This window comes from Pseudomonas sp. TE3895 (assembly GCF_056278855.1).
The window spans coordinates 3,774,121-3,799,193 of the sequence record NZ_JBWBQE010000001.1 but is presented as its reverse complement, the minus strand read 5'-3'; the positions used below and the strand labels follow the sequence as shown (position 1 = coordinate 3,799,193).

Genomic DNA, 25,073 nt, shown 5'->3' with positions numbered 1-25,073 from the left:
CATGGACAGGCAAAAGGTGGGAGGCGACCTGCCCACCCTCACCCCATGCAGCGCCCGTTATGTCCAGTGCTTCACCGCCCCTTGTAAGCGGGCTCGCGTTTTTCGGTGAACGCTGCAATACCTTCCTTGAAGTCTTCGCTCAGAAGGATTCGACGGAAAGCCGTGCGCTCCAATTCCAACGCAGCGTCAAGACCGCAGTCAGCGCCGCGTCGAATCACTTGCAACGACGCCCGCACAGCCAGAGGGCCATTTTTGGTGATGCTGTGAGCAATTTCCAAAGCACGCGGCAGCAGGTTATCCGAGGTAGTGAGCTCACTCACCAATCCTTCTGCGAGCGCTCGCTCGGCGCCAATAGGCTCGCCGGTCAGCACCATTTGAGTCGCCAGGGCGCTGGAGACCACTCGGGACAATCGAGTGACGCCACCGGCACCGGCAATGACACCCCACCGCGGCTCCGGAAGCGCGAACTTGGCATAATCAACAGCAATGCGCAGGTCGCAGGCCAACGCGATTTCAAGCCCTCCGGCATAGGCAAGACCGTTAATGGCGGCAATGATCGGTTTGGTCGTCGGCGAACCGCGGTTGATACCGCAAAAGTCACCATCGTCCAGTTCCTTGACCGCCCTCTCACGCAGATAGGGCAAGAAGGTGCCGATGTCGGCGCCTGAACAGAAGGCCTTGGTGCCGGCCCCCGTCAATACCACAACCTGGATCTCGTCATCGGTATTGATCCGCGACCAGATCTCCTGGAAGGCCAGATGCGTGTTCAGGTCAATGGCGTTCATGGCCTGAGGACGATTGATCGTCACCAGGGCGACAGGACCTTGTTTTTCGAAGTCGATAGCCATGATTATCCTCAGCCCTGCGGCTCAAAACGTTGACGGAGTTCGCGCTTGAGAATCTTGCCGTTGTGGTTGAACGGCATATCCGCGTAGGTGATGAATTCGACACGCTTCGGCAGCTGGTAACTAGCCAGATGCTCCCGGGCATGCGCGACGAGCAGCTCAGGATCACCGACCACCCCATCGTGCAGCACGATGATCGCGGTAACCTCTTCACCCCAGCGCTCGTTGTTCAGACCGATCACTGCAACTTCGCGAACGTGATCATGTTTTGCCAGCACGGCCTCGACTTCCTGGGAATAGACATTCAGCCCGCCGGTTTTGATCATGTCCTTCAGACGGTCGTAGAAGTACACAAAACCGTTGGCATCCATGTGCGCAAGGTCGCCAGTGTGCAGCCAACCATCCTGGTCAATCGCATCAGCCGTCGCATCGGGGCGGTTGTGGTAGCCCAACATGATGGTAGGACCCCGCAGGACGATCTCGCCAATCTCGCCTGGAGGTGCAATGTTGCCCTTGTCGTCAACGATAGCCACCTCGATGTTCTGGAAGGCCCGGCCAATCGATCCACGAGCGCGGTCGTAATCCTCCTCCTTGAGCACCGTCGCAATAGGGCCAGCTTCAGTGAGGCCATACTGGTAGTAAATCTTCACGCCAGGGATGCATGCTTTCATGGCGCTGCGGTCGTTTGCGGTAAGAATGCCACTGCCTACGTACCACCGGGTCATGGAACTCACATCCAGCTCCTTGGCGAGCGGGTGCAAGACGAACTCTCGTGCCAGCGAGGGCGGCATGAAGGTGTTGGTAACGCGCTCTTTATTGATGACGCACAGCACCTCTTCAGTGGCATATTTCTCAAGCAGCGTAGCGGTAGCCCCGAGGTACAAGTGGGGGAGCAACCAGCAATTGAGCGCTGCAGAATGGTGCAACGGCGTAGCGATCAACGTGTTATCGCCCTCCACCATGTTTGTGTCGATGATTTCGTTGAGCGAGTTCCAGAAGAGATTGGAATGGCTCAGCAGCACGCCTTTGGATCGCCCGGTCGTGCCACCAGTGTAGAGAATCACGGCAGGATCATGTTCGCTCAGGCGGTCTGTCGGGTGGGGAGCGTCTGCATAACCTGCTTTGAACGCATCCAGCGACTCCAGATTCACCACGGGAAATCGCAGCGTTTCCAGCAACCCACCAAAGGCTTCAACATGTTGCCCGGATACGAACAGCACCTTTGAGCCACTGTCCTCAAGCATCATGGAAATCTGCTCAGGCGTTTCCCGATAGTTCAGTGGCACGGCTACGGCACCGATCTTGACGACACCGTAGAACGCCTCGACCCATTGGCGGCTCGAGCTGGCAAGGAAGGCGACCTTGTCTCCATGTGAAACACCCTGCGCCAGGAGCGCGTGGCCTACTCGGTTGGCACCGGACTCGAACTCTGCGTAGGTCGTGCGTCCGACCTTATCGATCAGGGCCACTTTGCTCGTGAAACGCTTGGCATTGTGGGTGATGTGACCACCCAGCAGCATACGGCTAGACATGAAAAATCCTCTTGTAATTGTTTTGAGGCTCCTCAGCGCGCAGATGTTCACGCAGCGTCCGAGCCGTCTGGACGCCCAGAATAACTAACCTACGTTAGTTTGCAATAGGGGGAACGCTGGATTTTTAGAACAAAAATGCCTACAGGAACGGGGGGCAGGCGGAAATAAACGGCCTCTATAGCCCGAATACCTTGTAATTCAGGCGAAAGGAGATAAAAATAACGGACGTTAGTTTTCTATACCAAAAACAAGATGAGGACTCACCATGCTAGACCTTTCACTACGCCTCGATGATGCAATCGTGCTGATCACGGGAGGCGGCCGAGGGAATGGCGCTTCCCTCGCCCATGGTTTTGCCATCGCCGGCGCGACCGTCATCGTGACCGACATTGACATGAACACCGCATCAGGGACAGCCAAAGCCATATGCGACGAAGGTGGTAAGGCTCATGCCTTTGCCCTCGATATCTGTGACGAGGCCGCCTGTATCAATCTCGCAGATCTCATAAGGCGTGAAATCGGCAGTATCACGGCGCTGATCAACAATGCGGGCCTGCTCTTCCGTGCCCCATTCGCCAGCGAAAAGAGCCCGGAGCAGTGGCGTCGAACCCTGGCAGTGAATGTAACTGGCATGTTCAATGTCACCCATGCCTTCCTTGCGCACTTGAAAGAAACGAAAGGCTCAGTTCTCAACATCGGCTCCATCCACAGCTACACATCCGGCTTGGCCTCACTGTCCAGCTACGTGACGTCCAAAGGGGCGGTCTTGCAATTTACCAAGGCACTGGCGTCCGAATTGGCCGCTGACGGTATCCGTGTAAATGGACTCGCGCCAGGCTCGTTCCCGACGGCTATGTCGCAAGAAACACGGCAAGATCCTGGCAAGCTTGAGGCATTTCTCAGTCACGTGCCCATGGGGCGTACGGGGGAACCGCACGAACTGGTAGGGCCGGCAGTGTTCTTGACCTCGCACCTGGCAAGCTATATTACTGGCGCGATGGTTCCTGTGGATGGTGGCTATCTGACCCGCTAAGCCGCCCTCCCATTCTTGAAGAGACATTTACCTGATGCGACCTGTAGGCGCGAAACGAGAAGTCACCGAATTGGCCATTCACACCGCTGGCGTGGACTTGATTGCCAAGTACGGCTACGAGGCGATGACCCTGAGAACCCTTGCGGAGCAGGTCGGCATCAAAGCTGCCTCCCTCTACAACTACTTCAGCAACAAGCAAGAGTTCCTAGCCACAGTCCTCAAGGCCGTGATGCGCGATCTGCTGATGGAATTCACCGAAAAGGTGGACCTTCAGCCATCCACATATCAGCGTTTTGAGGCCATGGTAGGCGTGCATCTGCATTTCCATACTGAGCGCCGCAAGGAGGTCTTCATCGGCAATATGGAGCTTCGCAGCCTGGATGAGGACAATTACCGCATGGTTACTCGCTTGCGCTCAGAGTACGAGCGTCGGGTTCGTCAAATCATCGAGGATGGCGTGCAGGAGGGAATATTCAATGTCTCTGACTGCAACCTCACAACCAAAGCACTGATCTCCATGCTGACCGGCATCTGCACCTGGTATCAGCCTGAGGGGAAGCTCGGACTGGAGGAGCTGGAGCGGCAGCACATCGAACTGTCGCTCAGAATGGTAGGATTTAAATCCAGCTGAACCAAAAACCCCACCTCGAAGGTGGGGTTTTTTACATCCTGCTTACGTTACGCCTTTTTGTAGCGCCCCAAGCTTCCACCGTGCATGACCTTGCCCGGCAGCTGACGGCCGAATATATCCTCTGCAAGATTTGCGACTTCGATCAAGGCGTCAAGATTGACGCCAGTTTCAATCCCCATCTCCTCACACATGAATACGAGGTCTTCGGTGCAGATGTTCCCTGCAGCACCGCGATGGCCTGCGAATGGGCAGCCACCCAGCCCCGCACAGGAACTGTCGTATTTCGCAACGCCCAGCTTGAGCGCGGCGTACACATTCGCCAAACCTGTCCCCCGAGTGTCGTGAAGGTGGAGACCTAACGCCAGGTCGGGCCACTTCTCGCGAATGGCGCCAATCGTCCTTTCCATCATCAATGGATTTGCCCAGCCAACGGTGTCAGCAAGGTACACACCCTTGAGCTGTACATCGGCTTCGGTCGCCAGATCCAGCACCTCTCCCACCATTCGGACAACCTGGGGGATGGGCATATAGCCTTCATAGTTGCACCCGAAAGCAGTCATGACGTAGCCCCACTCAACCGGAACATCATGCTCTGCGTACGACTTCAGCCAAGCGCGCTGCTCATCGAGCGTCTGCTCGATGTTCTTGTTCGTGTTGTTGACTGAAAAAGCTTCCGACGCAGTTACACGGATAGCCCCGATGATATCCAGCTGAGACTTGTAAGCGCGCTCTAGCCCTTGCTGGTTCAGCCAGAGACCGGTGTAGCGCACGCCAGGCTTCTTGTTGATAGCAGCAGCTAGCTCATCAGCATCCGCCATCCCTGGAACGCGTTTCGGATTGACGAAAGAAACGCAGTCAATCTGCTTCAGCCCCGTCTCAGCGAGCGCTTCAATCAGCTCAGTCTTCCGATGCAGTGGAATAGGATTGGCTTCGATCTGGAACCCCTCACGCGGCCCCTCTTCGTTGATCCAAATTTTCTTTGGCAGGTCGCTCATTTGTTTACTCCAGATTCTGACCAGCGTGTACGCCTTCCAGGAACTTGTTCGGGCGAAGGAAGAAGGAAAGCACCAGCGCCCCATTCGGCGAACGTGCCAGATGCTGATTACCGCGAGGACGCCAAACGAAGTCGCCTGCGACGACCTCACCCTCGTCATCTACGATGCTGCCTTCCAGCACGTAGGTCTGCTCCACCTCGACATGCTCATGCAAAGGAAGCCTGGTGCCAGGCGCCCAACGGAATAATGCAGTGAGCAGGCCGCTTTCCTTATCCTGCAATAGAATTTTCATGTCGATGCCAGGTGTTGGCGTAGGCTTCCAAGGGAGTGATTCAACGTTGATATAGCGCGACGCCAGTTCAGCGAGACCTTCAATGCCCGGCACGTTGGGTGTGGTAACAGCCATGACGATCTCCTCTTAAGCTTGTTGTTCTGCGGCGACAGCGAACAGGCTTTCGCTGTGCTCATCAATGAAGCGAGTGTGAACCTTTGCTTCGAGATACGCAGGTTCAGCCAACACGCGGAGCAGGAACTGACGATTGGTTTTCAGGCCGGAAATCTTGAGCTCGGAAAGTGCTTTTTTTAGGCGAGAAACTGCCTCTGCACGGTCTTTCCCATGAGCAATTATTTTCATGATCATCGGGTCGTAGAAAGGCGTGATTCGATCACCGGCTACGAACCCGCCATCAATCCGAACGCCCTCTACCTGAGGCATCTCGAGTTCTTCGATCAGGCCTGGAGCAGGCATGAATTTCTTCTCAGGAGACTCAGCATAGAGACGGGCCTCAATGGCGTGCCCATTGCGCTGAATCGATTGCTGCTTCAGCTCAGCCTCCACGCCCTCCCCCAGCGCATGACGAATTTGCGCCTCAACCAGGTCTACCCCAGTCACAGCCTCGGTGACAGGGTGCTCTACTTGAATGCGCGTATTCATCTCAAGGAAGAAATACGATTTCGATTTGTCGTCGTAGAGGAACTCTACGGTACCGGCACCATCGTATCGGCAGAGTTTGGCGAGGTTTACGGCAGCTTCCGCCATGTGCGCCAGGACATCCGACGGCACGTTCGGCGCGGGAGACTCTTCAAGCACCTTTTGGTAGCGGCGCTGGATCGAACAATCGCGCTCAAAGAGGTGCACAGCCTCACCGTTGCCAAAGCCAAATACCTGCACTTCGATGTGGCGAGCACTTTCAATCAGCTTCTCCAGGAAGACGGTACCGTCGCCGAAAGCACGCTCAGCCATACGCTGTGTTGCAGCGACCGCCTCAACCAGGTCAGCAGGTGAGTGAACAGGTTTCAGCCCGATACCGCCACCTCCAGCTGACGCTTTAACCAGGAGCGGGTAACCCACCACTCGGGCGGCGTTGATCAGCGTTTCTGGATCTTCGGCAGTAACGTTCTCTGCCGCGGGTTGCACAGGTACGCCCGCCTTGATGGCCAAGTGACGGGAGCGCTGCTTGTCCCCCATTGCCTTGATCACTTCTGCGGTTGGGCCAATGAAGGTAATACCGGCAGCAGCGCAAGCGTCGGAGAAATCGGTGTTTTCAGACAGGAAGCCATAGCCGGGGTGTACCAGCGTTACACCGTTCTCTTTGGCAACTCGTAACACCTTCTCCGCATCTAGATAGCTTTCCGCCGCTTTGGACGGGCCAATGAGAAACGCCTCATCTGCAGCCTTCACGTGCTGAGATTCGGCATCTGCTTCGGAATACACCGCAACGGTAGGAATTCCGAGAGCTTTGGCGGAGCGAATCACCCGGCATGCGATCTCGCCGCGATTCGCGATCAGTAGTTTTTGTTCTGTCACGATCATCTCCTAAAACTAACAGTTGTAAGTCACTAGCATCGATACGTCCGTCTCTGCTTGCGCGCCGCTATCTATGGGCATCGCGATGGAAAGCTGAAAAACGACGACCAGGCTTGTGCTGGAAACAAAGCCTAGCTATATTCTCGAAAACTAACAACGGTTAGTAAAACAAAAAAGGAGAATCCCTTGAGCACAACGCAGCTCCTGGTCGAGCGCCAAGGCCCCCGCGCCACCATCATCCTGAGCAATCCTGCCAAGCGAAATGCGATCGCCACCGCAACTGCCAGGAACCTGGTCGACACGTTGATACAGCTGGATGGCGAGCAGGACATCCGAGTCATTGTCATCACGGGTGAAGGCGAGTGCTTCTCCTCTGGCGGTGACCTCGACGAATTTCTTTCGACTGTCGATGCAGGTGGTACCCAGCTGTGGGAAACCGGCGAACCTTGGCAGCGCCTTTTCAGCGTAATTCCGACCCTGAGTAAGCCGGTAATTGCCCGCGTCGTTGGCCCAGCCATGGCTGGAGCGTGCGGCCTGGTCGCTGCGTGCGACTTTGCGTATTGCACCGAAGGCGCCAAGTTCGGCTCTCCGGAAGTGAAGATTGGCCTCTTCCCGCTTTTCATCCTTCCGGCGCTTCTAGGTCGGCTGGGAGAGCGCCACGCCCTGGATCTGGCCCTCACCGGCCGCACCATCGATGCCCAGGAGGCCTACCGCATGGGCCTCGTCAATCACGTTGCGACGGCTGATGAAATCGACACGCTGGTAGACCAGCTGGTGAAAACCTTCACACATCTGGAGCCCGCCACTGTCCGTCGGGGCAAGCACGCGTTCAACAAAATCTCGTCCGTCGGCCTGATTGAAGGCTTGGAACTGGCCCGCGGCCTGCGTCCTGCCTTCATGTGCTCCGAAGAGCTTCGTCGCGGTATCGAGAAATTTTTTGCCAAGAAAGAGGTGAAGGCATGAGCGGCTACGAAAACGTAAAAGAACTGCAACGTCGCGTCGAAATTGCACGCGCCGGCGGTTCAGACAAAGCAAAAGAAAAACACCAGGCTCAAGGTAAGATCCTGGTCCGCGATCGTCTCAACATCCTCTTCGACAACGGTGAATACCTTGAGGACGGTCTACTGGTTGGCGCATCTCGTGGCATGCCTGGCGACGCGGTGGTAACGGCAATTGGCAAGATCAACGGCCAAGAAGTCGCTGTCATCGCAAACGACATGACAGTCAAAGCGGGCACCTGGGGCTACCACACCTTCCGCAAAATCGTCCGTATGCAAGAAATTGCTGTCGATGCCAAGATGCCAATCATCTATCTGGTGGACAGTGCTGGCGCTCGTATCGACAGCCAATTTGACTGCTACCTCGGGCGGATCGCATGGGGCAACATTTTCTACACGCAAGTGCAAATCTCGGGTGTAGTCCCCCAGGTCTGCGTCATGTTCGGCCCATCACCTGCCGGATCTGCCTATGTGCCAGCATTGTGCGACCTGGTCATCATGGTCGACAAACAGGCAACTGCTTACCTGGGTTCTCCGCGCCTGGCTGAAGCGGCAATCGGCGAAAAGGTAACCGAAGAGCAAATGGGCGGGGCTCGCATGCACTGCGCCATGAGCGGGCTCGGCGACTATCTGGCTCAAAATGAAGAAGAAGCACTCAAGGCAGCTGCTGACTACCTCCGCTTCTTCCCAAGCCACAACAGCCAGCTTCCTCCTCTGCGCGAACCAAAACAGCCGGCCTCCAAACGCTCGATTACCGAAATCGTTCCTGCAGACCAGAACCGTCCGTTTGAGGTGAGAGAGCTCATTGAATCGCTAGTCGACGAAGGCTCGATCTTTGAGGTGAAGGCGCTCTTTGCCAAAGAGATCTACACCGCGTTCGCTTACCTGGGCGGCCGCCCTGTCGGCATTATCGCGAACAACTCGAAGAACAAAGGCGGTGTTCTGTTCAACGACAGCGCAGACAAAGCTACGCGTTTCATCTGGGCGTGCAACGCCTTCAACATTCCACTGCTTTTCCTGCAGGACATCAGTGGCTACATGATCGGTAGCGCCGTAGAAAAAGCGGGGATCATCCGTCACGGCGCCAAGCTGCTGCATGCGGTCTGTGAAGCGAAGGTGCCGCGAATCTCCGTCATGGTTCGCAAAGGTTACGGCGGTGGCTACCTGGGTATGTCGGGTGGTCCGACCATGCCTGACGCACAGCTCGCCTTGCCTGGTGCAATGCCGGCTCTGATGGGCCCAGAGGCTGCCATCAACGCCATTCACTACAACGAGATCCAGGCTCTGGAAGGCGAAGCGCGAGCTGCGTTCATCGATGAGAAGCAGAAGGCCTACGCCAAGGACATCAACGCGTTCGATCCTGCGGATCAATTCTCCTTCGAAGCGGTTATCGATCCGGACGACCTGCGTGATGAGCTGATCAAGCGCTTTGCCTTGTACAGCCGCCGTGAAATTCCTCGCATCGATCGCCGCAACGGCATCTACCCGGTTTAACCCCAGACAATTAGAAAGGATTTAGCTGATGAGCGAAATCAAAGCACCCATGGCCGGCAACATTTGGAAGATCAACGTTCAGGTGGGGCAGGAGATCAACTTCGGCGATGAAGTCATCATCATGGAATCCATGAAGATGGAGATCCCGGTAGAAGCCGATGACTCGGGCGTCGTTAAAGAGATCAAGGTCGTAGAAAACGATACTGTCGACGACGGGCACGTTCTCATTGTCCTGGGTTAATCCTGAGAGATTTTGTCCATGAAAATTGCATCCTTCCTCTATGACGGGCGCAGTTCGTACGGTGTCGTTGATGGCGACACTGTTTCGGACGCCGGTGCAGTGCTCGGTCAATGTTATTCCGATTTGCGCTCCGTTCTAGCGTCCAACAACGGTCTGGATGAACTCGCTGCGCTGCGCGATGCGCCGGCGCTGAGCGTAGAACAGGTTCAATGGCTTCCAGTCATCCCAAACCCCGACAAGGTGCTGTGCGTTGGCCTGAACTACCTCAAGCACATTGTCGAGACTGGCCGCGAAGTACCAAAGCACCCCACCCTGTTCACTCGATTCGCGAGTGCTCAGGTTGGTCATGATCAGCCACTCATCCAACCCAAGGCCTCTGCTGCTTTCGACTTTGAGGGCGAGCTGGCGATCGTAATCGGCAAATCGGGTCGGCACATCTCAAAAGAAAATGCGCTTCAGCACGTAGCCGGTTACAGCCTTTTCAACGACGGATCCATTCGTGATTGGCAGCGACACACCCTGCAGTTCACTGCAGGTAAGAATTTCGTCGGGAGCGGTAGCTTTGGCCCTTGGCTCGTCACCCAGGATGAAATCACCGATATCGACAGCCTCGTCCTGGAAACGCGCCTGAACGGCGAGGTGGTTCAGCGTGAAGGCCTTGATGATCTGCTGTTCAAGATCCCTGAGTTGATTGAATACATCTCAACCTTCACCGAGCTTCTGCCGGGAGATGTGATCGCAACTGGAACCCCCGGTGGCGTGGGTGCATTCCGTACCCCGCCATTGTGGATGAAACCTGGTGATGTTGTTGAAGTTGAAGTGGAGGGAATCGGAACACTCAAAAATACCGTAAATGCTGAGTAATACTTAAATGGTGGAAGGCGTCCACGCGCGCCTTTCATTCGAAGTCCGCACAATAACAACACTGGACTCACCATGAAATCGACGATCGACGCCTCCAGCTGGAGCCTTGCTGAAGCTACCGCAATCAACCGTGTGCTGTTTCGAAAAATAGCACTGCGGGTTATCCCTCTGATCTTTGTCGCCTACATCTTCGCCTTCCTTGATCGGGTGAACATCGGCTACGCGAAGCTTCAGATGCTCCCCGACCTAGGCTTGACCGAAAGCCAATACGGCTTCGCGGCGGGCATCTTTTTTATTGGCTACGCCCTGTTCGAGATCCCAAGCAATCTACTGCTAGACAAGATAGGCGCCCGCAAAACCATGACGAGAATCATGGTGCTCTGGGGTCTTGCATCGGCCGCCACCATGCTTGTCACGACCGCACAACAGCTCTATATCTTGCGTTTGCTGCTTGGCATCTTTGAAGCTGGATTCTTCCCCGGCGTGATTCTCTATCTGAGCTACTGGTTCCCAAGCTATATGCGCGGTCGAGTCACCGGCACCCTTCTGCTTGCCACGCTTGTTGCGCCCATCCTGGGTGGCCCAATCTCAGGCATCATCATGGAGTCAATGAATGGTGTTTCTGGCTTGGCGGGATGGCGGTGGCTGTTCTTGCTTGAAGCTGTACCCATCATCTTCATCGGGATCGCATGCTTCCTGTTGCTTTGCGACAAACCCGAACAGGCGCACTGGCTCAGCACCGAGGAGAAGGCTCTACATCAAGAGCTGATGGCTCATGACAAGGCAACGCTCGACCCGGATGCAGTCAACCCACACAGTGGCGAGGCGATATTCAGCGCGCTCACCGACCCGAAAGTCTATGTCCTGGCATTCCTCTATTTCAGCTCTGCTCTCGGTACCTACGCGTTCAATTTCTGGCTGCCAACTACGATCCAAAAGCTCGGCGTTTCCAGCATCACCCACATTTCGCTCTACGCAATGATCCCGTTCACCTGCGCCGCCCTGGGGATGATTTTGATCGGTCGCAGCTCTGACCTGCGACGCGAGCGACGCATGCATTACTGCATCAGTATCTTATTCGGGGCAGCAATGCTATCCCTCTCTACCCTCTCTACTTCCCTCCCCCTGTCCCTAGCCTTGTTAGGTGGAGCAGCGTTCGGGTTCAGTGGGGCAATCATCGTCTGCTGGGCAATTCCAGCGACATACCTCAAAGGCAAAAGTGCGCCAGCAGGGATTGCATTGGTCAGCTCGTTGGGCTCGCTATGTGGTTTCGCTGCACCTTCGATCATTGGTCTCGCGCGCGAATTGACTGGTAAGGATCACGCGGGGATGTATGCGATCAGCCTGATCATGGTGATCGCAGCGCTCTGCATGCTCACGCTCATGCCTAAGCATGCCCTTGCTGTCGGTAAACCTGACTGACTGATTTCCTCTCCAGCGGCCGGGAAGGCACATGGCCCCGGCTCCTTCGCAATCAATAAGCCCAGGAGACTAGGATGTTCTTGAACCTATCCGAAGAAGAGCAGCTGTACTGCGATGCAGTGGAAGGCACGATCAACAGGGTGGCTCCCGTTGAGCATGTACAGAAGCTGGATAATGCCAAGAAATTTGATTTCGACCTGCATAAAGCACTGGCTGAGCTTGGCGTCTGGGGCGTGGGTATCGACGAAGACTTCGGGGGATCCGGGGGAACGCCCAAGCTCCAGGTTCTGACCCTGGAGGCGCTAGGCCGCAGGGCCACCTCCATGGCAGTCTTCGGCGTCGTTCAGTTCATGGCTACGCGACTGCTCAGCCAATACGGGACGCCACAGCAGCAAGATCAATACCTGGCGAGACTTTGCGCTGGCGAGATCAAAGCATCGTTCTGCCTGACTGAAGAAAGTGGTGGCACTGACATCCTGCAGGCGATGCGCACAAAGGCCAAGCGAGTTGATGACGGTTGGCGACTCACCGGTGGCAAATATTGGATCAGTGGCGCGATCCACGCTGACCTGCTCATTGTCCTCGCTCGCACCGGCGAGCACCGCTCGCGCGGCGTAACCATGTTCCTCGTCGATAAGTCAGCACCTGGCGTTTCGGCAACAGAGATCAATACCTTCGCTATCAACAGCTACGACACCTGCTCTGTTGCCTTCGACGACGTAAAGCTCTCGGATGACGCAGTGCTGGGCGAAGTCGATCAGGGTTTTATCCAAGTGTTGAGCACGCTCAACGCTGAGCGGCTGAACGCCGCTGCAGTTGCCGTTGGTATTGGTCGAGGCGCTCAGCAGCTGGCAGTTGAGTACGCCAAGGATCGCAAAGCGTTCGGACGACCCATCGGTCAATTCCAGGCGCTGCAGCATCGGCTGGTATACGCCGGCGTCGCACTAGAGCAGGCTTGGCTCACGACCCAAATGGCTGCGATTGCGGAGGAGCAAGGTCATCAACACATCGAGGTTTCCAGCGCCATCGCAAAGCTTGCCGCCAGCAAAGCTGCCAACGAAGCGGTGAGGGTTGGCATGGAGTCGATGGGCGGAGCAGGCTTTGACCTGGAGTATCCGATGCAACGCTACTATCGAGATATCCGCCTCTACTCTTTTGCACCACTGACCGATGACATGCTTGCAAACCTGCTGGGCGAACGCTGGCTCGAGTTGCCTCGATCATTTTGAGATCAAAACCTAAGTTTGGATACTAGAGGGTCGTTATTACAACCTCAATGCCGCAGGCATGCTTGCATGCCTGCATGATATTGCGCACGCGCGCACTAATGAATTAGCAAACTCAAACGACAATTCCTGGCCATAAAACCCTCATAAAAATGCGTTACCTCTCCAAACAACAACAATAAAGAAGGTACATAAAATGTCACGCCATTGCACAATGCTGATGGGCGCTCTCTGCATCTCTTCGTTTCAGGCAAATGCAGCGGAATACCCAATCTTTGATGATGCAAAACTCCGGCTTACCAATAAAAATTTTTTCTTCCATCGAGATTTCCGTAACGGCAGTTCAAGTGCCACCGGGACAAACGCCTTCAAGCCCGTTAACGAAAGAAATGGATACGCACAGGAGTGGGCCCAAGGCTTTCTTCTGGATTTTCAGTCCGGCTTTACACCCGGAGCAGTCGGTCTTGGGGTAGATGCCAATGCAATCCTAGGCCTCAAGTTTAGCGCAGGAGGCGGTACCGCAGGCTTGCGACTGCTACCCATCGACGGCGATGGCAAGCCTGGCGATGAGTATTCCAGGGTTGGTGCCGCTCTGAAGCTTCGAGCATCAAAAAGTACGCTGAAGTACGGCGAACAGATGCCAATGACACCTGTCCTGGCAGTGAATACTGTTCGTCTATTTCCCAGCGCCGCCACGGGGCTTCAGTTGAACGTCAACGAATTTGACAATTTCACCCTGGAGGCAGGCCACTACACGAAACAGACCGGGGTTGACTCCTCCAACAGCGACGATAAATTCACAACCGACTACGCCCTCAAACGTGGAGGTACTGCGATCACTTATGACTCAGCTAGTTTTATTGGTGGCCGCTACCAACAAGGAAATCTATCGCTAGCCCTCTATGCAGGTCAGCTGGAAGATGCCTGGCATCAATACTATGGCAACACTAAATACACTTACGCCATTGACGAAGGCCAAAGAATAGCTTTCGACTTCAACATTTACCGTACGTTGAACTATGGCAAAAGTCTCGCGGGGCCTATAAACAATACCTCCTGGTCATTTTCCACTGCCTACACCACCGGTGGCCACACGCTCTCAGTCATTCACCAGAGGATCAACGGTGACGAGCCCTTAGACTGGATCGGCTTTGGCACCATGGGCGGCACCATCACAATAGGCAACGCGGTTCAGTATGCAACGTTCACGGAAGCGAACGAGAGGTCGTGGCAACTGAGGTACGACTACGACTTCGCAGCTCTAGGCATACCAGGGCTTAGCTTCATGACCAGGTATGTCAGGGGGGATGGAATGGATAACTCGCACAGTCATAACCCCTACTACACCGCTCGCTACGTGTATGACACCGACGAGGACAATAAGCACTGGGAGAGAAATTTCGATATCAAGTACGTGATCCAGTCCGGGCCGGCGCGCGATATGTCGTTTCGCCTAAGGCAATCGACTCACCGCGCTACCAGCGGCTACAGGTACATTGACATCGATGAGGTTAGGCTGATCACCGAGTTTCCAATCAACATTTTCTAAGCCCGGGCGCCAGGGGCGCCCTAGCCATTCAGGGGCTCAGTCATCACAACGGGCGAAACTGGGTCAGTTTCGGTCAGCGGCAACAGTATGGCCTAAGGAATATGGGACTTTGGGGCTTTCCACTCATTTCGCGATTGGCGCAGTTCACTCTATCCAAGCTGAGGTACTGCGCTTACTTACGGCAGCTTCACATCTGCGCGCGATCCAGACTTTCTACGCCTATGCCGAAACTCGAGCGCTGGATGTAGACGAGACCATTGGCTTGCCAGCTTGAGTCGATTCTCGCGCCACTGGATGGTCACGCCCTCTGGCTGCAAGGCTGCCGCCGAGCGGACAATACAATCGCCCGAAAGTGTACTTCGCTCAGCTTTCATCTCCTTCCGCTCTAGCTCAAATGCGGCTCGTTCATGTGCCAAAGCTTCGTTCCCCTCCTCCAGCAATCGATCGAGCATTTTGAGGACGCTGCAGCACCGGGCAGTACGATCATGAAGATATCCGGGCAACCACCAGCGGCTGCCCAGGCCGGAGCTCAGCCCCGAGCGTTGGAGTACGCGGGGCCACTGCGCAGGCCGGTGTGCTCCTCCACCGCACCGGTGCCATCCAGGTAACCATGCTTGCGCAAGTCAGGCATGAGCACGGCAGCCAGCAGGGTAATGGCGCTCATGGCCGCCACGTAGTAGTAGAAATACGACTCTACCCCTGCGCCGCGCAACGACAGCGCCACGTACTCGGCCGTGCCGCCACACAGCGCATTGCCCAGTGCATAAGGCAAACCTACCCCCAGTGCGCGCACTGTGGCGGGATACAGGTCAGCCTTGAGCACGCCGGTCACCGGCGTATAGAACGCTGCAATCAGCAGCCCGAGCATGACCAGCGCGAAAGCCTCGTACGGGTTGTTGACGCTCTTCAGGCCCGTGAGCAACGGCACGATCAACAGGCTCGACAGCAGGCCGAAGGCAATCATGCTGTTACGCGAGCCGATCCGGTCGGCCATCATCCCGAACACTGGCTGCAGACACATGAACACCACCAGTGCGGCTGTCATGATGAAGCTGACAGTCGAGGGATCGAAGCCGGCAGACACCACCAGGTATTTCTGCATGTAGGTAGAGAACGTGTAAAAGTGCAGCGAGCAACCGGCCGTGATGGCAATGGTCAGCAGCACGGCTTTCTTGTGTTTCATCAGCGCCTTGATCGAGCCGGCTTCCTTGTGTTTCGCGCCCTGGGCATAGGCAGTCTCCAGCATTGAGCGGCGCAGGTAGACCACCACCAGTGCACTGACCGCACCGATGAAGAACGGAATCCGCCAGCCCCAGGCCTTGAGATCTTCGAGCGGCAGTACATTCTGCAGCACCACCACCGTCAGCAGCGCGAGCAACTGGCCGGCAATGATCGTGAAGTACTGGAACGAGCCAAAGAAGCAGCGCTTGCCCTTGCGGGAAATCTCGCTGATGTAGGTGGCCCCGGTGCCATATTCAGCACCGACTGAGAGCCCCTGCATCAGGCGGGCTACCAGCAGCAGCACCGGAGCGGCCATGCCGATGGACTCGTAAGTGGGCAGCACGGCGATCATCAGCGAGCCGCCGCACATCAGGAACACAGAGATGATCATGGAAAACTTGCGACCACGGGTGTCGGCCAGGTAACCGAAGATCCACCCACCCAGGGGGCGCATGAAGAAGCCCACGGCGAAGATCCCGGCGGTCGCCAGCAACTGCGTGGTCTGGTCGCCCTTAGGGAAGAACAAGGCTGCGAAGTAGATCGAGGTGTAGGCGTAGATGAAGAAGTCGTACCACTCCACCAGGTTGCCGGAGCAGGCACCGAGAATGGCGCGGATTCGTTGTCGGTTGGTCAGGTTGTGGACATCAGGCGCAGCGGGATTGTTATTGTTAGCGTGCATGGGGTAACTCCAGATCTAAGGCAAACGCAAGGCAGGAACGACAGCGTCGGTTTACGTTCGATTGATCGGCTTGGAGTCGTAGTGGGAAAAAGCGGGCGGCAAAACGCAAGGCGATGAAACGCGCATCATGGGGGGGTACCTTCTGGGAACTATTATTTTACAAGTCAGCGAAAGCGCACCGACTTTTATTCCCGAGCAAAACTACGCCCTCGCCTGGGGAGCGGCCAGACCCGCTTCCCTCTAGCAGCTATGCCGCGATTGAATAGCTGGCTGCTGCATCAGAGCATGTGCCCAGCCCAGATGCCTTCGGCTACCAATTCTGAAGCGATGTCGACGAAGGTCTGGCCGACATAGCGAGTTGCCGGGCTCACCTGGCGGTCGGCGGGCAACACCAACACCAGTTTGCGCATGGGCGTGGGGTCGACCAACGGTGCGGCACACAGCGTGCCGTCGTTCAAGCGCGAGTAGATCGACGCCAAGGGCAATGCGGTGTAGCCAAAGCCATTGCGTACTAGGTCGATCATTGCGCCGAATGAATCGGCCTCGACGCTGGTGGTGATCTTGAAGCCGCGCTCCAAGGCACATTGGTCCATGATCTTGCGCAGCCCATGGCGGGGGCTGGGCAAGACCATCGGTTCACTGGCCAGCTGGGCGAAAGGGATCGCCGTGTCGAGGGTCAGCCCCGAATCGGGAGGGCCCACCAACACGAGGTTTTCCATCATCACCGGTTCGATGCGCAGGGTATGCAGCGGCTGTGGATCGTAGGAGATGGCCAACTCCAGCTCGCCGCGCTGCAACCAGTCGAGCAGGTAGCCGCTGAAGGCCGATGAGAAGCGGATGGAGAGGTCCGGGTGGGTATCGCAGATGCGCTTGACCAGCGGCACGGTGACGATCTCGGCGATCGTCGGCGTGGTACCGATGGCAACCATGCCGCGAAAGGCCGCGCGCCCGCCAGCGACCGAAGTACGAATAGACTCCAGCTCGTTCATGATGCGGGTGGCCCGCTCAAGCACCTCGAGACCCGCCGCAGTGATTTCCATCCCACGGCCATGGCGCTCGAACAAGTAAACACCCAACTCCTTTTCCAACTGCCGTATTTGCCGGCTCAACGCCGGTTGAGCGACATGCAGCCGGTCCGACGCCTTGCTCAAGCTGCCCAGTTCAGCCACGTGGATCAGGGTTTTGAGTTGCGTTACGTCCATCGGTCAACCACTGGCAAGGAAAGAAGCGCCTCTGAAACGGCGTGTTTGACAGTCTAAAGACAGCCTCTGGCGCCAGCTATAGCATTTGAGCATAGCAGCTAGAACCCCATGCGAACCCCTCGGGCTGTCCACACACGTGTGGCCGCACGGATGAATGCCCTGTTCCACCCGCTGAAATCACCCGCAGGCCCCCAGTGCCCACCAAGCGCCGGCCTCAAGCTGTTGAACGCTCTACTTCCGGGTCAGTGGCGCGTGAGTTAGCCGGCTGTGCGTCCGGTTCCTGCAGCTCCCCTTCCCACTTGGCCACTACCGCAGTGGCGATCGAGTTGCCGACGGCGTTGGTAGCCGAGCGTCCCATGTCGAGGAAGGTGTCGATCCCCAGGATCAACAGCAGCCCCGCTTCGGGAATATCGAACTGCACCAGGGTTGCGGCAATCACGACCAACGATGCCCGAGGCACCCCGGCGAGCCCCTTGGAGGTCAGCATCAAGGTAAGCAGCATGAGGATCTGGGTGCTGAGGGTCATCTCGATTCCGTACGCCTGGGCGATGAACAGCACGGCGAAGGTGCAGTACATCATCGAACCGTCCAGGTTGAAGGAGTAGCCCATGGGCATCACGAAACTGGAAATCTTGCGGCTGACCCCGAACCGATCCAGTGCCGAAAGCAGTTTTGGATACGCCGATTCGGAGCTGGCGGTGGCGAACGCCAGCAGGAACGCCTCCTTGATGAGTGCGAGCAAGGCGAACACCCGCCGGCCCAGGAACATCGCGCCGGCCAGCACCAGCAACACCCACAGCAAGAGCAAGCCCAGATAAAAGTCGCGCATGAATACCGCGAACGTAGCCAGGATCGACAAGCCGTTGACCGCCACCGTTGCGGCCATGGCCGCCATCACTGCCAAGGGCGCCAGCTTCATGACGTAGCCCGTGATCAGCAGCATGGCCTGCGCCAGCTCATCGGTCAGGCGCACCAGGCCCTTGGCTTTTTCGCCCAGCGCCGCCAGGGCGACCCCGAAGAACAGCGAGAACACCACGATCTGCAGGATTTCGTTGTTGGCCAGGGCCTCGGCGAAGGACCTGGGTACCAGATGGGTGACAAAGGCCTTGAGGGTAAAGGCCGAGGTCTGCAGCGAAGTGGTTTCGCTGGCGTCTGGCAGCGGCAGTGCCAGGTGCAGCCCCGGCTGCAAAATGTTGGCCATCATCAAGCCGACTGCCAGCGACAGCAGCGAGGCTGTCATGAACCACATCATGGCCTTGCCGAACACCCTGCCTACCGCACCAGCGTCGCCCATGTGGGCGATGCCAACCACCAGGGTGGAAAACACCAGCGGCCCGATCAGCATCTTGATCAGCCTGAGGAACACATCCGATATCACCGAGATGTAGCCCGCGGTATGGGCGGCGGCGGCCTTGTCCGGGCTGGTGAGAAAAATGACGTAGCCGATCACCACACCGAGAAACATGGCCAGCAGTATCCAGCCCGCCAACGGTAGTCTGCGTTTCATTGAGCACCTGTATTCAAGCAATAAGATCCGACACTGCCTGGGCAGTGCATTACGGAACGAAATAGGACAGTGCAAGGTGCCGGAACCGGCATGGTGAGGATGGCGTATCGGCCAATGGCAGCTCAGCAGTGAGCCACCCGGCAAGCGTGCGCAGGTAACGAAGCAACATCAACGATCCCCAATTTTATTGTTGTTTTGATTCGACAGCGGCTCGGCCGCGATCGAGTCGACAACCTAACGTCTTCGCCGACGCCCCATAAGCGCTGTTGGTGTCTATCAGCTATGCCCGCTTTCTATAACGCCAGCTTCCCCTGCCCGAGCCATGCCTGACCCGGCGCGGCAACCGGTCGCAGCGAGCGTCGACCTGCCGTTGCATGAGCCGACCTATGCCGCAACGGCATATCTCAAAGAAAAAAACGGTAGTCGTCGTGCGCGGCAACTCCCCCCATGATGAGGAAAAACAAAAGCAGCACTGCCGGGAGAGACCCCATGTCATCGCAAGAAGCTGAACAGAACTGGCAAGAGGACGTGTTCCGCGTCCTCAAGGCCCACGACGTCAAACATGTCGTGTTCGTCCCGGATGCCGGCCACTCGGCGGCCATCCGCATGTCCTACGCTGACCCCGATATCAAGGCCGTTGTGCTCACCACCGAAGAAGAAGGCATCGGCTACCTGGCCGGCGCCTGGTTGGGCGGCGAACGCGGCGCCCTGCTGATGCAGTCGAGCGGCGTCGGCAACTGCATCAACACCCTTGCCCTGCAGAACTGCGCCGGCTTCCCGCTGCTGATGGTGGTGACCATGCGTGGCGACTGGGCCGAGTTCAACGCCTGGCAGAACCCCATGGGCCAAGCCACCGAAGCCTCCCTCAACTTGATGAAGGTGATGACCTGGCGCGCCGACCAGCCAGAGGACGTAGCCCCCCTGCTGCACGGCGCTGCCACCATGGCCTTCAATGGCGATGCCGCCACCGCCCTGCTGCTTGGCCAGCGTCTGATCGGAGAAAAGAAATGGGTCAAGTAAGCGCTAATCACGTGCTGTGCCGCCGTGAAGTCGTCCGTACCTTGCTGGCCGATCGCAACGATGTGCTCGTGGTCACCGGCCTGGGCTCGGCCTCCTATGATGTGATGGCGGCAGGCGATCACGACAACAACTACTACCTCTGGGCCGCCATGGGCAGCGCCATCACCGTAGGCCTGGGCCTTGCCAATGCCCAGCCAGACAAAAGCGTGGTGGTGGTCACCGGTGACGGCGAACTGCTGATGGGTTTTGGTGCCCTGGCCACCGTTGCCCTGCAACAGCCGAAGAACCTGACCATCGTGGTACTGGACAACGGCCACTTCGGCGAGACAGGCATGCAGGTCAGCCACGCCGGTTTCGGCATTCAGTTGGACCAGGTTGCCAACACCTGCGGTTTCGCCTGGACTCAGGAAATTCGTGAGATGGACGGTGTGCACGCCTTGCGCGAGCGTTTCGCCAACCGTGACGGGGTCAAGCTGGCGACGGTGAAAATCAAGGCTGAGAACCCACCCCGCGTACTGCCGCCGCGCGATGGTCATTACATCAAGAACCGCTTCCGCGCCGCTCTGGGCTTTGCGCCTATCTGACCGTGTTACAGGGCCGGCCGGCCGCCGAACCACGATGACGCTGCCGGCCCGGCCCACCCAGGAGAATGATGATGCACGACAACAACAGCAATGAAGAACTCAACGCCATTCGCGAGGGGGTGCGTGCCCTGTGTGGCGACTTCCCGGCCGAGTACTGGCGCAAGATCGACGAGGAAAAGGGCTTCCCTGAAGCCTTCGTCAAGGCCATGACTGACGAGGGTTGGCTGTCGGCGATGATTCCCGAGGAGTTCGGCGGTTCCGGCCTGGGCCTGGCCGAGGCTTCGGTCATTCTCGAAGAGGTCAATGCCTGCGGCGGCAACTCTGGCACCATCCATGGCCAGATGTACAACATGTTCACCTTGCTGCGTAACGGCAGCGACGAGCAGAAGCGCTATTACCTGCCCAAACTGGCCAGCGGCGAACTGCGGCTGCAGTCGATGGCCGTGACCGAGCCGTCCACCGGCACCGACACCACCAAGATCAAGACCACTGCGGTTCGCAAGGGCGACAAGTACGTGGTCAATGGCCAGAAGGTGTGGATCTCGCGGGTGCAGCATTCAGACCTGATGATCCTGCTGGCACGCACCACCCCGCTCGCCGAGGTGACGAAAAAGGTCGATGGCATGTCGATTTTCCTGGTCGACCTGCGCGAGGCCATCGGCAACGGCCTGACCGTGCAGCCGATCGCCAACCTGGTGAACCACGAGACCAACGAGCTGTTCTTCGACAACCTGGAAATCCCAGCCAGTAGTTTGATTGGTGAAGAAGGCAAGGGCTTTCGCTACATCCTCGACGGCCTCAACGCAGAGCGCACCCTGATTGCCGCCGAATGCATCGGCGATGGCCGCTGGTTTGTCGAGAAAGCCAGCCAGTACGCCCGTGACCGCGAAGTGTTCGGCCGGCCGATCGGCAAGAATCAGGGCGTGCAGTTCCCCATCGCGGAAGCCCACATCGAGATCGAAGCCGCCGACCTGATGCGCTGGCGTGCCTGCGCCGAATACGACAGCGGGCGCAACGCCGGGGCGGCCGCCAACATGGCCAAGTACCTGGCCGCCAAGGCCAGCTGGGAGGCCGCCAACGCCTGCCTGCAGACCCACGGCGGCTTCGGCTTTGCCAATGAATATGACGTCGAGCGCAAGTTCCGCGAGACCCGCCTGTACCAGGTTGCGCCCATCTCGACCAACCTGATCCTGTCCTATGTGGCTGAACACCTGCTGGAACTGCCACGCTCGTTCTGATCCGGACTGCCCCCCGTTACCCACGAGGGCTTGCCATAACAAGAGAGACGACCACCATGAGCCAGTCCATCCGCCCCCTTGACGGGATCACAGTCATCAGCCTCGAGCACGCGATCGCGGCGCCCTTCTGCACGCGCCAGCTAGCCGACCTGGGCGCCCGGGTCATCAAGGTGGAGCGCCCTGGCAGTGGCGATTTCGCCCGGGGCTACGATCAGCGTGTCAACGGCCTGGCCTCGCATTTCGTGTGGACCAACCGTTCCAAAGAAAGCCTGGCCCTGGACCTCAAGCAGGAGATCGCCGGCGACATCCTTGATCAGTTGCTGGAGCAGGCTGATGTGCTTGTGCAGAACCTGGCACCGGGTGCAGCTGCGCGCCTGGGGTTGACCTTCGAGGCGCTGCACACGCGCTTCCCCCGGTTGATTGTCTGCGATATCTCCGGCTACGGCGCAGGCGGCCCTTACGAACAAAAAAAGGCCTACGACCTGCTGATCCAGAGCGAGGGCGGCTTTTTGTCGGTCACTGGTGGGCCGGGCGAAGACGGGATGGCCAAGGCCGGTAACTCGATCGCAGACATCGCCGCTGGCATGTATGCCTACACCGGCATCCTCTCGGCGGTACTCCTGCGCGAGAAAACCGGCATCGGCAGCCAGGTGGAAGTGTCGATGCTCGAGGCGTTGGTGGAATGGATGAACTACCCGCTCTACTACGCCTACGAGGGCGCCGCACCACCACCACGTGCGGGCGCGGCGCATGCGACCATCTACCCGTATGGCCCCTTCCCGGTCGGCGACGGCAGCACCGTCATGCTGGGGCTGCAGAACGAGCGCGAGTGGCAGCTGTTCTGCGAACAGGTGCTGCAGCAGCCAGAGCTGGCCGCAGACGAGCGCTTCAGCGCCAACTTCAAACGCGTAGCCAATCGCGATGCGCTGCGCGGGTTGATCGTCGAGGCCTTCGCTGCGCTGGACTTCGACACCGTGATCCGGCGCCTCGATGGGGCCAGCATCGCCAATGCCAAGGTCAATGACATGCAGGGTGTCTGGGCCCACCCGCAACTGCAAGCCCGGGACCGCTGGCGTCGCATCGACACCGCCGCCGGATCAGTGCCCAGCCTGCTGCCGCCGGCCACCAGCAACGCCTATGCACCGCGCATGGACCCGGTCCCCGCACTGGGCCAGCACAGCGAAGGCATCCTTGCCGAACTCGGCCTGCCCCAAGAACGTATTCAGCAACTGCGCAATTCAGGGGTCATCTGACCCCCTGTTCTTCATTCGTTGCCATTGCTCAAACACAGAGTATTCCTGCCTATGAAAGTGCTGGTCGCAATCAAACGAGTGGTCGACTACAACGTCAAGGTTCGCGTCAAGGCGGACAACTCCGGCGTCGACCTTGCTAACGTCAAGATGTCCATAAACCCCTTCTGCGAAATCGCCGTGGAAGAAGCCGTACGCCTGAAGGAAAAAGGCGTTGCGACCGAGATCGTCGTCGTTTCCGTCGGCCCGACCACTGCCCAGGAGCAACTGCGTACCGCCCTGGCCCTGGGTGCCGACCGTGCCATCCTGGTCGAAGCCGCTGACGAACTGAACTCCCTGGCCGTGGCCAAGGCGCTGAAGGCCGTTGTCGACAAGGAGCAGCCGCAGCTGGTCATCCTCGGCAAGCAGGCCATCGACAGTGACAACAACCAGACCGGCCAGATGCTGGCCGCGCTCACCGGCTTCGCCCAGGGCACCTTCGCCTCCAAGGTTGAAGTGGCTGGCGACAAGCTGAATGTCACCCGTGAAATCGACGGCGGCCTGCAAACCGTTGCGCTGAACCTGCCAGCCATCGTCACCACCGACCTGCGCCTGAACGAGCCGCGCTACGCGTCGCTGCCGAACATCATGAAGGCCAAGAAAAAGCCGCTGGAGACCGTCAAGCCAGGCGATCTGGGCGTGTCCCTCGCCTCCACCAACACGACCTTGAAAGTCGAAGCCCCAGCCGCCCGCAGTGCAGGTATCAAGGTCAGGTCGGTGGCCGAATTGGTTGAAAAGCTGAAAAACGAAGCGAAGGTGATCTGATGAGCATTCTGGTAGTTGCTGAACACGACAATCACTCCCTCGCTGGCCCGACCCTGCACACCCTGGCCGCCGCTCGCCAGATCGGCGCTGACATCGTGGTGCTCGTAGCCGGACACGACGTGGCCGGTGTGGCGTTCGCCGCCGCGCAGTGCGCTGGCGTGAGCAAAGTGCTGCTGGCAGACGATGCCGCCTACGCCCATCAGCTTCCGGAAAACGTGGCGCCCTTGGTGGCCAACCTGGGCCGCGACTTCAGCCATGTGCTGGCGCCGGCCACCAGCAACGGCAAGAACCTCCTGCCACGGGTAGCTGCGCTGCTGGATGTCGACCAGATCTCAGAGATCATTTCGGTCGAGTCCGCGGACACCTTCAAGCGTCCAATCTACGCCGGTAACGCCATTGCCACCGTCCAATCCAGCGCTGCGGTAAAAGTCATCACCGTGCGCTCCACCGGTTTTGACGCCGTGCCGGCAGAAGGCGGCGGCGCGCCAATCCAGGCACTGGCCGGTGCTGCAGATGCAGGCCTGTCGGCATTTGTCTGCGAAGCGTTGGCCAAGTCCGACCGCCCCGAACTGACCGCCGCCAAGATCGTGGTATCCGGCGGCCGTGGCATGGGCAACGGTGACAACTTCAGCCACCTGTATAGCCTGGCCGACAAGCTCGGCGCTGCGGTTGGTGCTTCGCGCGCGGCGGTAGACGCAGGGTTCGTGCCCAACGACATGCAGGTCGGTCAGACTGGCAAGATCGTCGCGCCGCAGTTGTACATCGCCGTGGGTATCTCCGGCGCTATTCAGCACCTGGCCGGCATGAAGGACGCCAAGGTCATTGTCGCGATCAACAAGGATGAAGAAGCACCTATCTTCCAGGTAGCTGATTACGGTTTGGTCGGCGACCTGTTCGAGATCGTACCGGAACTGACTTCGACGCTGTAAAG

The 25,073-nt window shown here is 57.9% G+C and carries 23 protein-coding genes; 15 read left to right on the top strand and 8 right to left on the bottom strand.

Annotated features, from left to right (window positions below; translation table 11 throughout):
- Nucleotides 1-71 precede the first annotated feature (71 nt).
- Nucleotides 72-848, bottom strand: coding sequence for an enoyl-CoA hydratase/isomerase family protein (locus ACZ889_RS17060; RefSeq protein WP_180688109.1), 777 nt, complete (start codon nucleotides 846-848; stop codon nucleotides 72-74).
- An 8-nt stretch (nucleotides 849-856) separates the two neighbouring features.
- Entirely contained in the window at nucleotides 857-2,377 is a 1,521-nt protein-coding gene (locus ACZ889_RS17055) for a class I adenylate-forming enzyme family protein (RefSeq protein WP_180688110.1), read from the bottom strand.
- 265 nt (nucleotides 2,378-2,642) lie between these two features.
- On the opposite strand from ACZ889_RS17055, the gene ACZ889_RS17050 reads away from it, so the two are divergent.
- On the top strand, nucleotides 2,643-3,410 hold the full coding sequence (locus ACZ889_RS17050) for an SDR family NAD(P)-dependent oxidoreductase (RefSeq protein ID WP_110743192.1): 768 nt from the start codon (nucleotides 2,643-2,645) through the stop codon (nucleotides 3,408-3,410).
- A 70-nt stretch (nucleotides 3,411-3,480) separates the two neighbouring features.
- Complete coding sequence (locus ACZ889_RS17045) at nucleotides 3,481-4,041, top strand: TetR/AcrR family transcriptional regulator (RefSeq protein ID WP_346641161.1); 561 nt, start codon at nucleotides 3,481-3,483, stop codon at nucleotides 4,039-4,041.
- Between the two features lie 47 nt (nucleotides 4,042-4,088).
- Here ACZ889_RS17045 and ACZ889_RS17040 read toward each other — a convergent pair whose 3' ends face one another.
- The 3 genes from ACZ889_RS17040 to ACZ889_RS17030 are packed head-to-tail and all read right to left on the bottom strand — an operon-like array spanning nucleotide 4,089 to nucleotide 6,843.
- Nucleotides 4,089-5,036 carry a hydroxymethylglutaryl-CoA lyase gene (locus ACZ889_RS17040; RefSeq protein WP_180688112.1) on the bottom strand — a complete coding sequence of 316 codons (948 nt, stop codon included), beginning with the start codon at nucleotides 5,034-5,036 and terminating at the stop codon, nucleotides 4,089-4,091.
- A gap of 4 nt (nucleotides 5,037-5,040) precedes the next feature.
- Complete coding sequence (locus ACZ889_RS17035) at nucleotides 5,041-5,442, bottom strand: cupin domain-containing protein (protein WP_110743194.1); 402 nt, start codon at nucleotides 5,440-5,442, stop codon at nucleotides 5,041-5,043.
- Between the two features lie 12 nt (nucleotides 5,443-5,454).
- On the bottom strand, nucleotides 5,455-6,843 hold the full coding sequence (locus tag ACZ889_RS17030) for an acetyl-CoA carboxylase biotin carboxylase subunit (protein WP_180688113.1): 1,389 nt from the start codon (nucleotides 6,841-6,843) through the stop codon (nucleotides 5,455-5,457).
- 186 nt (nucleotides 6,844-7,029) lie between these two features.
- On the opposite strand from ACZ889_RS17030, the gene ACZ889_RS17025 reads away from it, so the two are divergent.
- The 7 genes from ACZ889_RS17025 to ACZ889_RS16995 all read left to right on the top strand — a co-directional run bounded on the left by ACZ889_RS17025 (nucleotide 7,030) and on the right by ACZ889_RS16995 (nucleotide 14,637).
- Nucleotides 7,030-7,806, top strand: coding sequence for an enoyl-CoA hydratase/isomerase family protein (locus tag ACZ889_RS17025; protein ID WP_110743195.1), 777 nt, complete (start codon nucleotides 7,030-7,032; stop codon nucleotides 7,804-7,806).
- Complete coding sequence (locus ACZ889_RS17020; protein WP_047602698.1) at nucleotides 7,803-9,335, top strand: acyl-CoA carboxylase subunit beta; 1,533 nt, start codon at nucleotides 7,803-7,805, stop codon at nucleotides 9,333-9,335. The genes ACZ889_RS17025 and ACZ889_RS17020 overlap by 4 nt, the downstream gene beginning before the upstream one ends.
- 28 nt (nucleotides 9,336-9,363) lie before the next feature.
- Nucleotides 9,364-9,576: a biotin/lipoyl-containing protein gene (locus tag ACZ889_RS17015; protein ID WP_047602697.1), complete on the top strand. Its 213-nt coding sequence runs from the start codon at nucleotides 9,364-9,366 to the stop codon at nucleotides 9,574-9,576.
- An 18-nt stretch (nucleotides 9,577-9,594) separates the two neighbouring features.
- Nucleotides 9,595-10,440 carry a fumarylacetoacetate hydrolase family protein gene (locus tag ACZ889_RS17010; RefSeq protein ID WP_180688114.1) on the top strand — a complete coding sequence of 282 codons (846 nt, stop codon included), beginning with the start codon at nucleotides 9,595-9,597 and terminating at the stop codon, nucleotides 10,438-10,440.
- A gap of 72 nt (nucleotides 10,441-10,512) precedes the next feature.
- Entirely contained in the window at nucleotides 10,513-11,862 is a 1,350-nt protein-coding gene (locus ACZ889_RS17005; protein ID WP_180688115.1) for an MFS transporter, read from the top strand.
- A gap of 74 nt (nucleotides 11,863-11,936) precedes the next feature.
- The gene (locus ACZ889_RS17000) at nucleotides 11,937-13,091 is read left to right on the top strand and encodes an acyl-CoA dehydrogenase family protein (RefSeq protein ID WP_180688116.1); all 1,155 of its coding nucleotides are present in this window, start codon (nucleotides 11,937-11,939) and stop codon (nucleotides 13,089-13,091) included.
- A gap of 193 nt (nucleotides 13,092-13,284) precedes the next feature.
- Nucleotides 13,285-14,637 (top strand): OprD family porin, encoded by a 1,353-nt coding sequence (locus tag ACZ889_RS16995; protein WP_180688117.1) that lies wholly within the window; start codon nucleotides 13,285-13,287, stop codon nucleotides 14,635-14,637.
- Nucleotides 14,638-15,166: 529 nt separating this feature from the next.
- Here the strand turns inward: ACZ889_RS16995 and ACZ889_RS16990 are convergent.
- From ACZ889_RS16990 to ACZ889_RS16980, 3 genes are all read right to left on the bottom strand, one after another.
- On the bottom strand, nucleotides 15,167-16,537 hold the full coding sequence (locus ACZ889_RS16990) for an MFS family transporter (protein WP_476257598.1): 1,371 nt from the start codon (nucleotides 16,535-16,537) through the stop codon (nucleotides 15,167-15,169).
- A 278-nt stretch (nucleotides 16,538-16,815) separates the two neighbouring features.
- Complete coding sequence (locus tag ACZ889_RS16985; RefSeq protein ID WP_047602692.1) at nucleotides 16,816-17,739, bottom strand: LysR family transcriptional regulator; 924 nt, start codon at nucleotides 17,737-17,739, stop codon at nucleotides 16,816-16,818.
- A 214-nt stretch (nucleotides 17,740-17,953) separates the two neighbouring features.
- Nucleotides 17,954-19,246: a dicarboxylate/amino acid:cation symporter gene (locus tag ACZ889_RS16980; protein ID WP_110744359.1), complete on the bottom strand. Its 1,293-nt coding sequence runs from the start codon at nucleotides 19,244-19,246 to the stop codon at nucleotides 17,954-17,956.
- Between the two features lie 489 nt (nucleotides 19,247-19,735).
- Here ACZ889_RS16980 and ACZ889_RS16975 point away from each other — a divergent pair, with 489 nt between their 5' ends.
- The 6 genes from ACZ889_RS16975 to ACZ889_RS16950 all read left to right on the top strand — a co-directional run bounded on the left by ACZ889_RS16975 (nucleotide 19,736) and on the right by ACZ889_RS16950 (nucleotide 25,071).
- Entirely contained in the window at nucleotides 19,736-20,266 is a 531-nt protein-coding gene (locus ACZ889_RS16975; protein ID WP_110744360.1) for a thiamine pyrophosphate-binding protein, read from the top strand.
- Nucleotides 20,254-20,850, top strand: a complete 597-nt coding sequence (locus ACZ889_RS16970; protein ID WP_110744361.1) for a thiamine pyrophosphate-dependent enzyme — start codon at nucleotides 20,254-20,256, stop codon at nucleotides 20,848-20,850. The genes ACZ889_RS16975 and ACZ889_RS16970 overlap by 13 nt, the downstream gene beginning before the upstream one ends.
- Before the next feature lie 71 nt (nucleotides 20,851-20,921).
- Complete coding sequence (locus tag ACZ889_RS16965; RefSeq protein ID WP_476257597.1) at nucleotides 20,922-22,088, top strand: acyl-CoA dehydrogenase family protein; 1,167 nt, start codon at nucleotides 20,922-20,924, stop codon at nucleotides 22,086-22,088.
- Nucleotides 22,089-22,144: 56 nt separating this feature from the next.
- Entirely contained in the window at nucleotides 22,145-23,341 is a 1,197-nt protein-coding gene (locus ACZ889_RS16960; RefSeq protein WP_180688121.1) for a CaiB/BaiF CoA transferase family protein, read from the top strand.
- Nucleotides 23,342-23,392: 51 nt separating this feature from the next.
- A complete protein-coding gene (locus tag ACZ889_RS16955; RefSeq protein ID WP_180688122.1) occupies nucleotides 23,393-24,142 on the top strand; it encodes an electron transfer flavoprotein subunit beta/FixA family protein in 750 nt (249 codons plus the stop codon).
- Complete coding sequence (locus ACZ889_RS16950; protein ID WP_180688123.1) at nucleotides 24,142-25,071, top strand: electron transfer flavoprotein subunit alpha/FixB family protein; 930 nt, start codon at nucleotides 24,142-24,144, stop codon at nucleotides 25,069-25,071. The genes ACZ889_RS16955 and ACZ889_RS16950 overlap by 1 nt, the downstream gene beginning before the upstream one ends.
- Nucleotides 25,072-25,073: the final 2 nt, after the last annotated feature.